Genomic DNA, 13348 nt, shown 5'->3' on the forward strand with positions numbered 1-13348 from the left:
AGAAAAACCCTCAAAACTGCCTTCCGGAAACAAGGCAAAAAATGAGGGTTTGTAAATAAGATTATATTTAAAAGAACCTGGATATCAGCTTTACTATTACTGCAGCCCTTCTATCTCTATTTCTCGAACAGGCAGGGAACTTTCCCCTGTATCGAGATAAGTGACGGTTACCTTGTCATTCTCTTTAAGATAGATGCTCATCGGGTTGTTTTCCGAGGAAACGGTGTAGCTTTTTCCGCCTTCCAGCAGGAAGTAAACAGTTGTGTAGTCGCCGGTTTTTTCTTTATAGACCCTTAAGACGTTGCCGGTTACCTGCTTTTCTTCTGCCTTGCCGCTGCCGTCGACACTTCCGACTCCACGCTGCAGGGCTGTTTTATACAATTTGAGCGCCTGGTTTGGCGTGTTCGCATAGACGGAGATTTCCGGGTTGGCAGCTGATACGATGAAATAATTCTGCAGGAAGCCGTTTGGATCAAGCACCGGTGTCAGCCAGCTCGCTTCACCGTAGAAGTTATACAGGATCGGCATTTCCCCGCTCCATTTTTTCTCAATGAATTTCTTCTCGATGATCTGGAGGTTTCCTTGTGAGTCCATATATGATTTTTCCAGATTGCCAGTGTAGAAGGTTGCCTCACCCGTTCTCGAATTGGTCAAGGAGTAGCCGAGCATGCTGTCCACTCCTTCTTTTGGCGAAGTGAAATCCGTAAAGTAATACATATCTCCATTCTCATCGAAGATCGGGCTCACATTTGCTTCTGTCCCTTCATCTGAAGGAAGCTTTACTTCAGACTTCCCGAACACGCTGTTCCAGAAGCCTTGCACATAGTTTCCGTAGTAGCTGTTCTGCAGGCTGACGGTTTCCGGAGATACAGCCCCATCGATGAAATCCGGGGCATCTGCCAGTTTATAGGATTTCACGTTACCGTTTTGCGGATCAACGACCACGATGCCCTTTGCTTCAAAGCCGTTCCTCGCCGAGATGAATTCACCATAGGTACGAACATAATACGGCTTACCGTTTTCATCTACTTCAAGCTGTACATCTCCATTGAAAATCATCTTCGGAAAGTTCATTCGGATATGGCGCTCGATATTCTTATTGAAAAAGGACGAAGGGGTGTAGGTCATTTCTTCCTTCACAAATTTAGGATTGGCGGATGAATCCGTCGCACTGATGGTGAAATAACCCGGTGTCTGGTCTCCCTTCACCCACTTGAAAAAACCAGAGAATTCCACTGGCGCAATGTACACATAGTCGCCGTTCACTTTTTGGATCTGCAGGTTGCCGAGCTCATAATAACTTGTGTCCGGCACCTGCCCAAAGGCCTTCTTCATTTTATTCCGGGCAAATTTCGGCGGCACGCTGGCCGGTGTCTGCCCTTCATCAAATGCCTCAAGCTCGGTTTTGACATCCATTTTAGCAGACTGGAACTTCTCATCTGCATTAAAAAGGAAAGCAGTCAGCAGGTATGCGCCAACCAGCAGGGCTATTAAAAACACAGCCCCCTTGATCAGCCGCTCCTTCCCCACCGCCAATAACGCTCCCCCACCGGAAGCCAAAATCAACACCAGCCACATCGATGAAAAGTTGCGGTCCAGATTGGTTAGATAATATAAACCGAACGCTGCTGCAATCGTGATGACCAGCACCGCTGCCATACCGCCTGCGTTAAAGCGTTTCTCCTTTTTTCCGGTCTTTCCGCTCTGAAGCGGCACCAGCAGTACCGCCATCACCAAGCCGACGATAATTGAAAATAATATAATGCTTCCCATATGCTTCACCATCCACAAATTAATCTTGCATAGGATATATACGGTTGAGTGGGGATTATGGTTTCATTTTGTTTTTTTTATCGGCTCTAGTGTTACCTGATTCTTTAAATCTCACTTGTCCGTCCACAACCTAATTTAAAACATGCCTTTTTTTTGCTAGAAATATTGACAGGAATTAATTTATATCATAAATTATACATATATTAAATATGCATAGATTTACTATGCATGCGAAAGGTGGACTGTTTATGAAGATCAGCAAAGAATTGCTAAAGGGGAGCACCACTACTCTTATTTTAAGTTTGCTTGATTCTCAACCAATGTACGGCTATGAAATTATCAAAGAACTGGAATCGAGGTCTAATGGAATTTTTAGTTTTAAAGAAGGCACAATCTATCCCATCCTTCACAGCCTTGAGGAAAAAGAATTAATTGTATCTTACTGGGGTGAAGGCATCGGAAAGAGAAAGAGGAAATATTACAAGATTAATAACCAGGGCAAAGAATTTATTCAAGAAAAAAAAGAAGAGTGGTCCGTCTTCAAGAATGCTGTTGACGAAGTTTTAAGCGGGGAGAAAATCGTATGGGAATAGATCATAAGTTCGAAATGTATATTAGAGAGTTGTGTAAACGGATAAAAAATAAGGATGTCCATTCCCATATTGAACTGGAAATTAACGATCACCTTCATACACTCAAAGAGGAGGCCATGAATTCAGGTCTTTCAGAAGAAGAGGCTATAGATCAAGCATTAGCACGTATGGGAGATGCAGGAGTTTTGGGAAAGCAGCTTAACAAAACACACAAAGCCCCATTGGATGTGAAAACCTTGCTGCCCGTGCTGACAGCTTCTCTATTCGGGCTGTTGGTTATGTATTATTTGCAATTCCATTCAGCTTTTACAGAGCTCCAAGAACTGAAAGTTTTCAATAAAAGTCTTGGCTTCTACGTGTTGGGTGTCGTGCTCATGCTGAGCCTATTTATGCTTGATTACAGAAGATTGATGAAATACTCCAAGCACTTCTATGCGGCAACAATCCTCATACTCTTATTGACCGTTCTGATTGGAGTTAGAGTAGATGATGTACCATTTTTAAATGTAGGTTTTGCCACTATTAATTTCACTGAGATCACTCCATTCCTACTGGTCATTGCTCTTGCAGGAATCTTTCATTCCTGGGATTGGAATGATAATCGAAAGTCTTGGTTTGGAGCAGGGCTGATGGCAACACCTATCGTCTTATTGTCGACTACAGGAGCCTTCACAGCTACTATTATGAGCATCATTGTCTGCGCAGCAATCATGCATACGTCAAGATCCAGCCTTAAGCAAACTATAGCGTTTACCCTTGCTGCTTCTATCTGGCCGCTCTGGAATCTGGTGGCTTTTTCTCAGAAATATTCCATGGTTAGCTCCTATGCAGATCATAAAATAGGAGAGGCTTATTTTATAGGAAGTGCCCTTAAGGTGACACCAGGAATCATTTCCGAGGTCCATACAGATTTCATCTTGGCATTCATCATCTATTCGTTTGGGTGGTTAGCGGCAATCACGGCTTTATCACTGGTTGTATTTTTTATCTATAGAATATCGATTACCGCCAAAAGTGTGAATTCACCTCATGGAAAATTGCTTCTTACTGGATTGGCAGCAGTCTTATCAGCTCAGTTCATACTAAGCCTACTGACGAATCTAGGTTTATCTCCACTTACTGGGGTTTCCGTCCCGTTCATGAGTTATGGAGGTTCCCATATATTGCTGGAGATGATATCTGCAGGACTGATTCTAAGCGTATATAGAAGGCGAAAAACAAAGGAGTCCGTTTCCTTGACTCACGATCCGCAAAGTAATTAGAAGCAATCTATGAAGTGCTGCAAGATGCCATTACTAAAAATCTCAGACTATTTCTCAGTCTGAGATTTTTTAATGGAATTGCCCTTTACGTTGATATGCAAATGTCCATCATTGCAGCAATTAATCTTCCAGAGCCACAAAATCAGCTTCCCCTAGATTAGCTTCTATAATTTCTACTGCTTTCTTGATTGGCACTGCTTGTCCTCCTCACAAATTCAAATTTATAGTAGTAATGTCATTACATCTTCAACTAGTCTGCTTCTTTACTTGAATAGAGGGAGGATGCTTTTCAGCAAACGCCACTGATAAAGGATGCTTATAGTATACGAGAATAGTAGGCTATATCGGCAACTCTGCCTCTTAAATTCGATTCAGGCAACACCGCTACCAAGGTAAATCCGAGTTTTTCAATTAACTTTTTTGACTTCATATTTTTATCATCTATGGTAGCAGATAGGCGTTTAAGATTTAATGTGCTTTTAGAATGCTCAATGACCGCGGAAACCGCTTCATACGCATAACCGCCTCCCCAATGCTCCCTCATGAAGCGATAACCAATTTCGCCAAGATAACTTTCTGCTATTTCTGGAATCATTACATCACCGATGAATTCATCCGTGTCTTTTAATGCGACCGTCCATTTTGTTTCATTACGGTTCCTAACCATTTCTAACATTGACTGTTCATCACGAGGCGGATTCTTTCCAAGAAATTCTCTTACTTCATCATTGTTAAACATTTTAAGCATATTGGGAATGTCTTTTTCCGCTCTCGGACGTAAAATCAATCGTTCTGTTTGAATTTCCGGTGCTTCTTTTTTCACCATGGTTTATTCCAGCCTTCCTACTATATATAAATAAGTAGTTCTTCACTAAACTGCTCCTTTGGCCTCTTCAGCAAACGACTACGATTGTTGAAAATTAGAATCATTTATCTGGATTCTGTAGATATTCAATCATTTCTTCATAATTATAAGTTATTAAAACCAAACCATTTTCATCAAATACAATAAATGCTGGTTCTTTTTTTAATTCTAGTTTTGGATACTGCTCATTCAATGACTCAACTGTGGATGTATTTGTAATAGGTCCAACATTGGTTATGTTGTTCTCCTGTAGTAAGTCAATGGAAATTTCTTTCCCAACAGCATGTAGAGAATACTGGTGACCTTCGCTGGGTAAAAGATTCGGGTGAACTCTAGCGAAATTGTCTTTTTCATTTGTGCACGCTAATAGCATTGATAAAATTAATAACATCAAAGTTCCAAAAAAAATCTTTTTCATAATTCTACTCCTTCATATTAATGTTCCAGAAGCAGCCAAGCGACGACACTTTGTTTAGCAGTCACCACTTTACTTGAACAAATGGCCGCTGCTTCTTCAGCTATCACCCCCTATAATTGAAGGCTTATTTCCATTCATTATTTAGTAATGAATACGAATAATGATCATAGTATTTCCCTCTAAACAAATGTTTGTCTCGATAAATCCCTTCATTTTTGAAACCTAGGCTTTCTAATGTATTTAATGACTTTTTGTTTTCTAAAGCTACATATGCATTTATCCTATTTAGTTTCATATTACTAAACCCACTCTCAATTGCTGCAATCAATGCTTCTTTCATATATCCGTATCCCCAAAATTCATGCAATAAATCGTATCCTATTTCAGCTATATTATTGGTCCTGTCCCATAAATCAAATCCACAGGTACCAATCTTTTCATTGCTGTCTTTTTTCTCAATAACCCACCTATTATATCCCTTCTCTTCTGGATTTGTATTCCACCCAATAAATTCACTTGCATCCTCTTTTTCAGTAAATATCTCTTCATCATATAGAAATTCACATACCTTTTCATTACTGAAAAGCTTAAAGATAAACTCAGTATCAGCCTCGTTGACATTTCTTAATTTTAATCTGCTAGTCTCTAAGTCAGGGAAAAATTTTTGCTCGCTCATTAAAAACACCCTTTACATTTTTTTACCGTCGTATACCATTTAACCTGCTCCGTTAAAAGAAGATGATCAAATCTCCTTTTCTCTTTTTTCTCCTGTTTTTGCTTGAATTCCTCATTTTAAAAAAACAAAGTGACCTTTTTGTTGGTCACTTTGTACTTAGTTCGTTGTCTTAGCAGAATCCCTTATGAACTTGAAAAGAAGGGATGCACCTGAAATATTTAAAACAATACTTGCTGCCAGTAAAACTCCCCAAAAAGAAGTTTGTGATTGCAAAGTAATAGATAACATTAAAAGTATTAAACCTGTTAAAACCAAGGTGACTCCAGTTAACTTATTGTTGTTCATTATAATCCTCCTTATCTATTTCTCTATAGAATTATACCATAAATATCCATATACATTATGCAGGCTATTACTCGAGATAGACTAGGGCTTTGCATTAACCATCAAAATTCTCAATTGGGAAAACTATTTTAAGATCTTCTCGTTGAAGAATTTAGTAGCTTCATCTATATGGACCGTTTTAAATATTTTTTCTTCAGAATCCAAAAAGATGTAGTAAGGTGAATCCTGTATTTTCATGTTGTCATATAGTTGGTTAAATTCTTCTATTTCATAAGGGTACAGAGTTTGCATATTATGAGGGGGTTCAAGTTCTGGTTTAAGAAATTCAGGAAAAATTTCCTCATCTATTTTTTTTTATCGTCGATATAGAAAACAGTATATTTACCTTTATCCGGAACATCCAGATTTTGAGGGAAATTAAAAGAAGTTTCTTTGGCACACCCGTACAACAATATCGCTATAAAAATAACAATTGTGATTTTACCTTTCAATAGTACACATCCCCTAACTGCTTACAATGCTTCATGTTAAAAATCGGCCCCTATAATTTCAATAGTGGGAAGAAGAATTTTACTCTTCATAAACTCTTACAAATATCGAACCGTGTAGTTGGTCATTAACGTAAGCATCCAATTTCCACATCCCGCTTTTAGGTAAAGACATCGTTGAAGGAGTATGGGCATCAGCCCCATTGTGAGCTCCTGCTAATGGTAATCCTTCTATAACGGTAACCTCTTCATTAGATTTATTATGAGTAGCAGTAACTTTCAAATCTCCCTTTAACTGTTCTGAATTCCCCCATAAATGCCACATATACTTGTTTTCTTTAGCAGGATAGAATCGAGTCACTTCAGAACCATCATAAATAAATCCCAGCTTATCTTCAACTCCAATCATTTTGAAGTTTCCTGATTCAAAGATACCGCTTTCTTCCCATTTCTCGGTAGCACAACCTGTCATAAAAACTAAAGCCAGAACCAGAAGCAACGAATGAACAGAAGTTTTTTTCATTCATATCCCCCTCTAAACCCGTATTTAGCAGTCATTTAGAATTAGACGAAACTCCATATAATTAGGTTTCTTACAATTCCGGTAACCTCCGAATAATTAAAGAAGGGCTAGACCTGTTCTGCACTAGAAAATTCTTCTTACAAACCTGTGATGCTATCAAATGGCACTGGTTCCCCATTCACCAGGACACTTATTTCCTTGTGTATTGGATCTGTGGTTAAATAATATGTATTTTGTTTTTTGACATCCTTTTGAGAACTAGGTGTATCGAGTATGACAGTTACTGTATCTCCCTCTGTTTTTACATCGGTTTCCACAACTCCACCAGATTGAAAAATGATATAAAAACCCTTCTCTCCATCTTCAATCATTTGAAGTTTTAAATTTGAGTACACTCTGTCTTGCACAGAACTTGGTACATTTTCAATTTCACTAAAACTCAATGTTGATGAGGTACAAGCTGTTAAAACCGATATCATTATCATTATTGTTGCGAATTTCCTAATCACCATTGTCGCCCCTTCTGCCTTTATTTTCACTTGAACAGAAGACGGCTGCTTGTTCAGTCAAGGTCCTGTTAGTTCAATAGAATAAAAGATATATAAACTGCTATCAGGACTAAAATAAATAAAAGAATACTTCTGGTTCTGTTTTCTTTCCATCTTAAAAGACCTTGATAAAGCCAGCCTATAAGTATCAGGATTATACTTAAATTCATAAGAATTTGATTTTGAAAAATAACTGATATAACTAATAATGTAGGACCCACAAATAGCATGCCTGTTCCATCAAATAGTAACTCTCTTTTAAAAGTTACTTTATCCTTTGCATTTAGCTTCTTATAAGCTCTCCAAACGATCAGTGTAATGAGTATTATGAAAATTAGAGTTGTACCGATTTGTATAAAAATCATCGCTTTCCCCCTTTAGCTCTTGAAGTATTCTGCCCAACAAGTAAAGAAAGGCAATAGCTGGATCAAATAGCTGACCTTCAGTTATTGCCCCTCCCTTTAACGGAAGAGTGTTAACAAATATCCCCCTAAGAATTAAAAGGTCAACAACCTAGTTGACCTCTTAGATTCACTCTATTCAAATGATTCCGCTATCGCCATCATTGTATCTTTGTTAACTTCTGTTTCTAATTCAATCGATTGGTAATCAACAACGTAATGATAATCCCCATCTGTCCAATGGATAGATGGACCAGTTACATCGTTTTCAGCGTAGAAGCCTTCGTTTCCGTTTATGGTAACTTCTTTTTGGTTTTGTAACGCTCCGTCGTTGTAAATCACTGGAGCTGTATGGATGAGCAGAGTGAATATTTCTCCATTTTCACCCATTAGTCTCACCTCGTGTCTAGACGACTCGTGAGGCTGTTCAAATATCTCATATTTGGTGATAGCTATCGGAAATTCAGTCGGTAATTTAGGTTGGAGACCTCTCTCTTCTTCTAAATCACTTGCAAGCTGGCTGTTATTGTAAGGAGTTAAACTAGCTTCATTGGCGTTACTGTTGCAGCCTATCAGAAGAAACGATGCTGCAATCATTATAAAGATAATATTTTTGATAATCTAACCTCCTTAAAATTCACTTACGGTTTGACGAATAAATAGTTTCAATGAATTTAAACTACCCTATTGAAACAGATTGGGGTTATTCCATTAAACCTTTAATGGAACTATTGGTGCATAATAAAAAAGGCGATACAAAAAGCTATTGGAAAATGACAGCTAATCACCTGGCATGTGAAAACATGGCCTGACCCCCAGTACGTTAACGCATTAACATGTCGGGGATCAGGCCCCTTGGGTTAAAATGATATATAACACTTTCTACATTGCTGTCCGTTAACTTGACGTTTATTCTTATTACCGCATTGTGGGCATAGAACTATATTGGAGTTTTGATGAAGACCCTTGTTATTTCTCAAAAAGTTATTCAATGCTTTATTAGCTAAAAAGATGGTTGCAACAATAGCACATCCTGATACAAATAAAATTGATAATAGAAACACAACATTCATCAGCAGTCCTCCTCATTGGACATAAGTTACTGTTTTTCAAAAGTCCCTTTGTAACCCCGTTCAGTTTACTTACCCTTTGGAGGATGAGCCTTCCTTTTATCCCCCAAATGAATAACTGAACAAAATGAACAATGAAAAAACTATAAAAATGATACTTGTAATCAAGGTGATTATTGACACTCTTTTACCTAAGCCTGTTTCTCTTTTAGCCCCTAACAAACCAGCTCCCAAACCTATAATCGCAGTTATAGGAGCAAACCGAATAAAATTCACAATTGCTCCGAAGCCATTGTTAGAAAATAAAGATACCAAAAACACAATAAATTCAATGACAAAAACCAACAGGACCACAGCAGCAAGTCTGGCTGTTAATGTGTTAAAAATACTATCCCCTTTCTCATATCCCACCTTTAGACGAAGGCTCCTCACTAAATGCTTTGAAAAAGGCCATCTTATTTATTCAATTAACCCAAACAAAGAAGGGCAATAACTAGACCGATTTGCAGTTCTACAGGTACTGCCCCTTTTGTTCTAAATTATCGTGCAAACCACCAAATAAAAAAGAAAATTACTGCTACTATAAACCACACTAATGCAATAATATACTTTCTTTCAGTCTTTTTCTTTCCAGCATTAGCAGCAATTGCACCACCAATCACAACAATAGCTATTGCAAGCCAAGTCCAAAAAGTCATAGAGTCCTCCCCTTCTTTGGTTGATCACTGTGCTTTGGAAATTTATATTCTTAGTTCACCGAATTACTTACGATATCGATTTAGTTATTAGACGGATACCCAATTAAGAAAGTTTCGGCTATTCAATAAACCTCTCCCTTTAATGGAACACTCCTTACAGGAACCTATTGATGCTTCCCAAAAAAAGGCGATACAAAAAGCTATGTGAAATGACCGCGAATCACCTTGCATTTTATGCTTTCTCCCTCTCACCAACCAGGTTTTCCCTCTGATAAGTGAGGTTTTTGTCGATTATAATAAAAAATTGTCTGATTTTTCAGAAACACAGCCTATAGTCTGTGTATTTTACAAAAATTATCGACAATAATTAAATGGAATTAATTGGAATACAAAAATACAGGACTTAAGTACTACCACCTGTCAAACCATTCAAGGAGAGTGTTTCATGAAAGAAATTTTGTCGAGCTACACCATTTCCAAACGTACTGCCGCCCTTGTTCCTGTCAAACATCCAGACTCTCTTACTCTAGTCATTGAAATTGACACCATGTTCTATGTAACCAAGTCTCCGCTCACTCTCATCAAAGAAGGCTGTTTGCAAGGGTATTCCAGCTATGAAGGCAGACTGGAATCCGTCAAATATTATACAGGCTATCAACGGAAAGTGCCGATCCCCATCAACCCGAAGCAAAACATCTTCGCCTTCCCGTCCCTTTCCCCTGATGCATTCGAATGCAGCTGGCTGTTTCCCGCTCACATAAAATCCATTTCACCAGCAAAGTCAGAAGATATGACCATACAATCTCTAGTCACACTTAAGAACGGTAAAACAATATATATGAGTGAATCATCCGCTGTCCTTAAGAAGCAGATGCAGAGGACTGCTTATTTCTCCATGATGTATTTTGCCGACAGTGTGTGAGATTCAAAGAGAATCATAGTTTTTCAACTGCTTAAAAGCTGTTTTTATAAAAAAACTTTTAATATACAACATTATTTTACTTTTATTACCTTTTCACACTCTATAGTCTGTGTAACCTTTTTTCTCTCACTTTAATAATAGAGGAAAAAGGGTTGGAGAGATGGAAATAGAAGAGCTATTTAAAATTAATATGGGAAGAATAATCAGAGCTCACCGTAAACACATGGGCATCACTTCGGAGGAACTTGCACACCGTGCAGGTTTTCATCATACGCATCTAAATAAGATAGAGTTAGGAAAGTCTATGATGAGTCAGCATATTTTCTTTAAAATTGCCGCAGGACTTAACAAGAGTCCCAGTCTCCTAACAAAAGAGATTGAGGAAGAAATCTTTTCCCTTTATAAAGAAGATGTAAAGTCACGAACATAAGGATTCAGGGGGGAATGCCCCCCTTTTTCCTTTCTCAGCACAGGTCCGGCTCAGAAACAGAGACAAGCAAACAATATATACACTCACCTTGAACTTAATCCCCCTTCACTCCTTCAACTTATCTAAAATCCTAAATCGAGCAAAACCAACTGTATTCCTTAATAAAATTCAACTTCACCAACCCTACCGGACCATTACGATGCTTGGCCAGGTTGACCTCCGTTGTCCGTTCCTCTGTTTTTCGGTTGTAGTACTCGTCACGGTACAAAAGCATGACAATATCCGCATCCTGTTCGATGCTGCCTGAATCCCTCAGATCGGACATCATCGGCCGCTTATCCCCTCGCTGTTCCACCGCTCTTGAAAGCTGGGAAAGCAGGATGATTGGAACCTGGTATTGCTTTGCCATTTGTTTCAATTCCCTGGTGATTGCGCCGATTGCTAGATCATGGCGTTCGAATTTTCCTTCGACGGGAATCAGTTGAAGATAATCAATGACGACAAGATAGGGAGCACTCTCGTTTTCCCTCCGCGTCTTTTGAATTCTTGCTCTAATGGAATCAAGGGTTTGCCTTCCCTTATCATGGATTTGCAATGGGAGATTAAAGCAGATATCCAGTGCTTCATTCGCTCGTTTTTGTTCCTCCTCGGTACAGAACTTTTTTGGATTCTGCCACTTCAGTGCATTTATCTGAGCCATTCTGCTGAGCAATCGTTGATACAGCTGCTTCTCACTCATTTCCAGTGAAAAGAAGTCAACGACCGCGCCATTTAGCGCCGCATTGTAAGCCATGTTGAGCACCAAGGCTGTTTTACCCATAGACGGCCTTCCAGCAGCTATGATCAATTCCCCCGGTTTAAACCCTCCAGTCATGTTGTCAAGACGCTGAAATCCGGAAGGAACTCCGTGATGTTCCGGCTCGGAGTAAAATGACTCGACAATCTCAAACAGCGGGTCTCCTTTGGCTTCATGCTGCTGCAATACAATCTCCTGAGTATCTACAAACATTTGATAAAAAGCTTCTGCCTTAACGATGGAGGGATCATTCAGGAAGTGGGAGGCCGACTCCTGCAGAGTTCGGATTCTATACCGTTCCAGTACGATCTTCTGATAATCATCGAGGCCGCTGATGGATGGGCAGCAGCAGGCAATATCGGTGATATACGAAACACTGCCGACATTTTCTATCTGATCACCGAGCCGGTCCACAATGGTAACTGGGTTGATCTCCACCCCATCCTTTTGCAAACTCTTCATTGCTTTAAAAATAATTCTGTTTCTCACCTGTGAAAAATATTCAGGTTTCAGAATAATGTCATTGATGGCAGTCGGCTCCAGAAAAACAGCCCCAAGCAACATACTTTCCGCTTCATAGAGCTCCTGTTGACGGGAAAGTTCCTCATCCACATACGGTCTTTGAAAATATAGGTTTCCAGTCTGATCCTTTAGCAAGGCGCTTCTCCCCCTCTCTTTTCCACTCTTCCATTTGTGAAAGAAGGTCATTGGTTTCATTCAGGAGGACACTGACAGCAGCAGGTATGTTGGAGGACTGCTTAACATTTTTCATCTTTTGCATCAAAGCTTTTTCGTAGTAAAGAAAAGATTTTATGCTGCCATGCCTGTTCCTCTTTTTATAAGCAGCATGTACCTCCTCCATCCACTTCACCAACTGCTGAGAATCAACGTTCCCTTCGCATACCCTCTCAATCGCACACTGCTCTTTAGCTGAAATACGGAATCCTGAATTACGAAGACTAATAAACTTCCTGGTTACCACTTCACTCTTGCTGCTCTCTTTTTCTACTGTTTTTCCTGAGTAGTCTTTTTTAGGTTCTTTAACAATCTCTTTAAGATCTTTTTTATCTTTCTTTTCTTTTTTAAGTTCTTCTTGTTGTAGCTCAGCCGTTTTTTCTCTGTTTTCAGGAAGTATTTCACCCGTAGCGCCGTTTTCATCGCAAAAAAAGTCCTGGTGCTCATCATCAGCATCCAATATCGTAAACAATGTTCCCAAACGGGTTTCCTCTGTCGTTATGTAACCAAACTTCACAAGGCGGTCCACACTCCGCTTAATCGTACTCTTGGCAGGAATCTTCATATTGCCATTTTGGACATACATCATATCCTCGGCTAGCAATGAGAATGATCGCAAATACTGCCCCTTCTGCACCTTCACTTCATTTACCAATACATATTCCTTCACAACAGCCCTGCAGCACAGCAAAATAAAGAGCCTCAACGTAAATGGTTCACTCCAAATCTCACTTTCGATGTTCTTGCGCTTGAATGGAATCCAGCCTGTCATTACTGTCATTTCTATTCCTCCCTATATACGTTT

General features: G+C 39.2%; 17 protein-coding genes. 5 read left to right on the forward strand and 12 right to left on the reverse strand.

Going from position 1 to position 13348, the window contains the following annotated elements:
- Positions 1-96: 96 nt before the first annotated feature.
- On the reverse strand, positions 97-1773 hold the full coding sequence (locus ACOJQI_RS11705; protein WP_421377929.1) for a hypothetical protein: 1677 nt from the start codon (positions 1771-1773) through the stop codon (positions 97-99).
- Positions 1774-2021: 248 nt separating this feature from the next.
- On the opposite strand from ACOJQI_RS11705, the gene ACOJQI_RS11710 reads away from it, so the two are divergent.
- The gene (locus tag ACOJQI_RS11710) at positions 2022-2366 is read left to right on the forward strand and encodes a PadR family transcriptional regulator (RefSeq protein ID WP_421377931.1); all 345 of its coding nucleotides are present in this window, start codon (positions 2022-2024) and stop codon (positions 2364-2366) included.
- On the forward strand, positions 2357-3628 hold the full coding sequence (locus ACOJQI_RS11715; protein ID WP_421377933.1) for an FtsW/RodA/SpoVE family cell cycle protein: 1272 nt from the start codon (positions 2357-2359) through the stop codon (positions 3626-3628). The genes ACOJQI_RS11710 and ACOJQI_RS11715 overlap by 10 nt, the downstream gene beginning before the upstream one ends.
- Before the next feature lie 316 nt (positions 3629-3944).
- On the opposite strand, the gene ACOJQI_RS11720 is transcribed toward ACOJQI_RS11715, so the two are convergent.
- The 8 genes from ACOJQI_RS11720 to ACOJQI_RS11755 form a co-directional block, all read right to left on the reverse strand.
- Positions 3945-4454, reverse strand: coding sequence for a GNAT family N-acetyltransferase (locus ACOJQI_RS11720; protein ID WP_421377935.1), 510 nt, complete (start codon positions 4452-4454; stop codon positions 3945-3947).
- Between the two features lie 100 nt (positions 4455-4554).
- A complete protein-coding gene (locus ACOJQI_RS11725) occupies positions 4555-4911 on the reverse strand; it encodes a hypothetical protein (protein WP_421377937.1) in 357 nt (118 codons plus the stop codon).
- A 124-nt stretch (positions 4912-5035) separates the two neighbouring features.
- On the reverse strand, positions 5036-5587 hold the full coding sequence (locus tag ACOJQI_RS11730; protein WP_421377940.1) for a GNAT family N-acetyltransferase: 552 nt from the start codon (positions 5585-5587) through the stop codon (positions 5036-5038).
- A 156-nt stretch (positions 5588-5743) separates the two neighbouring features.
- On the reverse strand, positions 5744-5932 hold the full coding sequence (locus ACOJQI_RS11735; RefSeq protein ID WP_421377942.1) for a hypothetical protein: 189 nt from the start codon (positions 5930-5932) through the stop codon (positions 5744-5746).
- A gap of 570 nt (positions 5933-6502) precedes the next feature.
- Entirely contained in the window at positions 6503-6943 is a 441-nt protein-coding gene (locus ACOJQI_RS11740; protein WP_421377944.1) for a DUF4871 domain-containing protein, read from the reverse strand.
- A gap of 137 nt (positions 6944-7080) precedes the next feature.
- Positions 7081-7455, reverse strand: a complete 375-nt coding sequence (locus ACOJQI_RS11745) for a peptidylprolyl isomerase (protein WP_421377946.1) — start codon at positions 7453-7455, stop codon at positions 7081-7083.
- A gap of 65 nt (positions 7456-7520) precedes the next feature.
- Positions 7521-7856: a hypothetical protein gene (locus ACOJQI_RS11750; RefSeq protein ID WP_421377948.1), complete on the reverse strand. Its 336-nt coding sequence runs from the start codon at positions 7854-7856 to the stop codon at positions 7521-7523.
- Between the two features lie 171 nt (positions 7857-8027).
- On the reverse strand, positions 8028-8282 hold the full coding sequence (locus ACOJQI_RS11755; protein ID WP_421377950.1) for a hypothetical protein: 255 nt from the start codon (positions 8280-8282) through the stop codon (positions 8028-8030).
- A gap of 807 nt (positions 8283-9089) precedes the next feature.
- Here ACOJQI_RS11755 and ACOJQI_RS11760 point away from each other — a divergent pair.
- On the forward strand, positions 9090-9455 hold the full coding sequence (locus ACOJQI_RS11760; RefSeq protein WP_421377952.1) for a hypothetical protein: 366 nt from the start codon (positions 9090-9092) through the stop codon (positions 9453-9455).
- Between the two features lie 46 nt (positions 9456-9501).
- On the opposite strand, the gene ACOJQI_RS11765 is transcribed toward ACOJQI_RS11760, so the two are convergent.
- Complete coding sequence (locus ACOJQI_RS11765; protein ID WP_421377954.1) at positions 9502-9660, reverse strand: hypothetical protein; 159 nt, start codon at positions 9658-9660, stop codon at positions 9502-9504.
- Positions 9661-10105: 445 nt separating this feature from the next.
- Between ACOJQI_RS11765 and ACOJQI_RS11770 the strand changes: the two genes are divergently transcribed.
- Together ACOJQI_RS11770 and ACOJQI_RS11775 are read left to right on the forward strand one after the other, a co-directional pair.
- The gene (locus tag ACOJQI_RS11770; protein ID WP_421377956.1) at positions 10106-10582 is read left to right on the forward strand and encodes a competence protein ComK; all 477 of its coding nucleotides are present in this window, start codon (positions 10106-10108) and stop codon (positions 10580-10582) included.
- Between the two features lie 160 nt (positions 10583-10742).
- The gene (locus ACOJQI_RS11775; RefSeq protein WP_421377958.1) at positions 10743-11012 is read left to right on the forward strand and encodes a helix-turn-helix domain-containing protein; all 270 of its coding nucleotides are present in this window, start codon (positions 10743-10745) and stop codon (positions 11010-11012) included.
- Positions 11013-11142: 130 nt separating this feature from the next.
- On the opposite strand, the gene ACOJQI_RS11780 is transcribed toward ACOJQI_RS11775, so the two are convergent.
- Both ACOJQI_RS11780 and ACOJQI_RS11785 read right to left on the reverse strand, forming a co-directional pair.
- A complete protein-coding gene (locus tag ACOJQI_RS11780; protein ID WP_421377960.1) occupies positions 11143-12465 on the reverse strand; it encodes a replicative DNA helicase in 1323 nt (440 codons plus the stop codon).
- Positions 12413-13324: a DNA helicase gene (locus ACOJQI_RS11785; RefSeq protein WP_421377962.1), complete on the reverse strand. Its 912-nt coding sequence runs from the start codon at positions 13322-13324 to the stop codon at positions 12413-12415. Before ACOJQI_RS11785 ends, ACOJQI_RS11780 begins: the two co-directional genes overlap by 53 nt.
- Between the last annotated feature and the right edge of the window lie 24 nt (positions 13325-13348).

Origin of the sequence: Bacillus salacetis (assembly GCF_049177075.1) — a bacterium.
GTDB lineage: Bacteria > Bacillota > Bacilli > Bacillales > Bacillaceae_B > Rossellomorea > Rossellomorea salacetis_A.

Excerpts from the sequence above, each read along its gene's own strand:
- ACOJQI_RS11705 (WP_421377929.1), bottom strand. The coding sequence starts at position 1,773 with ATGGGAAGCATTATATTATTTTCAATTATCGTCGGCTTGGTGATGGCG.
- ACOJQI_RS11710 (WP_421377931.1), top strand. The coding sequence starts at position 2,022 with ATGAAGATCAGCAAAGAATTGCTAAAGGGGAGCACCACTACTCTTATT.
- ACOJQI_RS11715 (WP_421377933.1), top strand. The coding sequence starts at position 2,357 with ATGGGAATAGATCATAAGTTCGAAATGTATATTAGAGAGTTGTGTAAA.
- ACOJQI_RS11720 (WP_421377935.1), bottom strand. The coding sequence starts at position 4,454 with ATGGTGAAAAAAGAAGCACCGGAAATTCAAACAGAACGATTGATTTTA.
- ACOJQI_RS11725 (WP_421377937.1), bottom strand. The coding sequence starts at position 4,911 with ATGAAAAAGATTTTTTTTGGAACTTTGATGTTATTAATTTTATCAATG.
- ACOJQI_RS11730 (WP_421377940.1), bottom strand. The coding sequence starts at position 5,587 with ATGAGCGAGCAAAAATTTTTCCCTGACTTAGAGACTAGCAGATTAAAA.
- ACOJQI_RS11735 (WP_421377942.1), bottom strand. The coding sequence starts at position 5,932 with ATGAACAACAATAAGTTAACTGGAGTCACCTTGGTTTTAACAGGTTTA.
- ACOJQI_RS11740 (WP_421377944.1), bottom strand. The coding sequence starts at position 6,943 with ATGAAAAAAACTTCTGTTCATTCGTTGCTTCTGGTTCTGGCTTTAGTT.
- ACOJQI_RS11745 (WP_421377946.1), bottom strand. The coding sequence starts at position 7,455 with ATGGTGATTAGGAAATTCGCAACAATAATGATAATGATATCGGTTTTA.
- ACOJQI_RS11750 (WP_421377948.1), bottom strand. The coding sequence starts at position 7,856 with ATGATTTTTATACAAATCGGTACAACTCTAATTTTCATAATACTCATT.
- ACOJQI_RS11755 (WP_421377950.1), bottom strand. The coding sequence starts at position 8,282 with ATGGGTGAAAATGGAGAAATATTCACTCTGCTCATCCATACAGCTCCA.
- ACOJQI_RS11760 (WP_421377952.1), top strand. The coding sequence starts at position 9,090 with ATGAACAATGAAAAAACTATAAAAATGATACTTGTAATCAAGGTGATT.
- ACOJQI_RS11765 (WP_421377954.1), bottom strand. The coding sequence starts at position 9,660 with ATGACTTTTTGGACTTGGCTTGCAATAGCTATTGTTGTGATTGGTGGT.
- ACOJQI_RS11770 (WP_421377956.1), top strand. The coding sequence starts at position 10,106 with ATGAAAGAAATTTTGTCGAGCTACACCATTTCCAAACGTACTGCCGCC.
- ACOJQI_RS11775 (WP_421377958.1), top strand. The coding sequence starts at position 10,743 with ATGGAAATAGAAGAGCTATTTAAAATTAATATGGGAAGAATAATCAGA.
- ACOJQI_RS11785 (WP_421377962.1), bottom strand. The coding sequence starts at position 13,324 with ATGACAGTAATGACAGGCTGGATTCCATTCAAGCGCAAGAACATCGAA.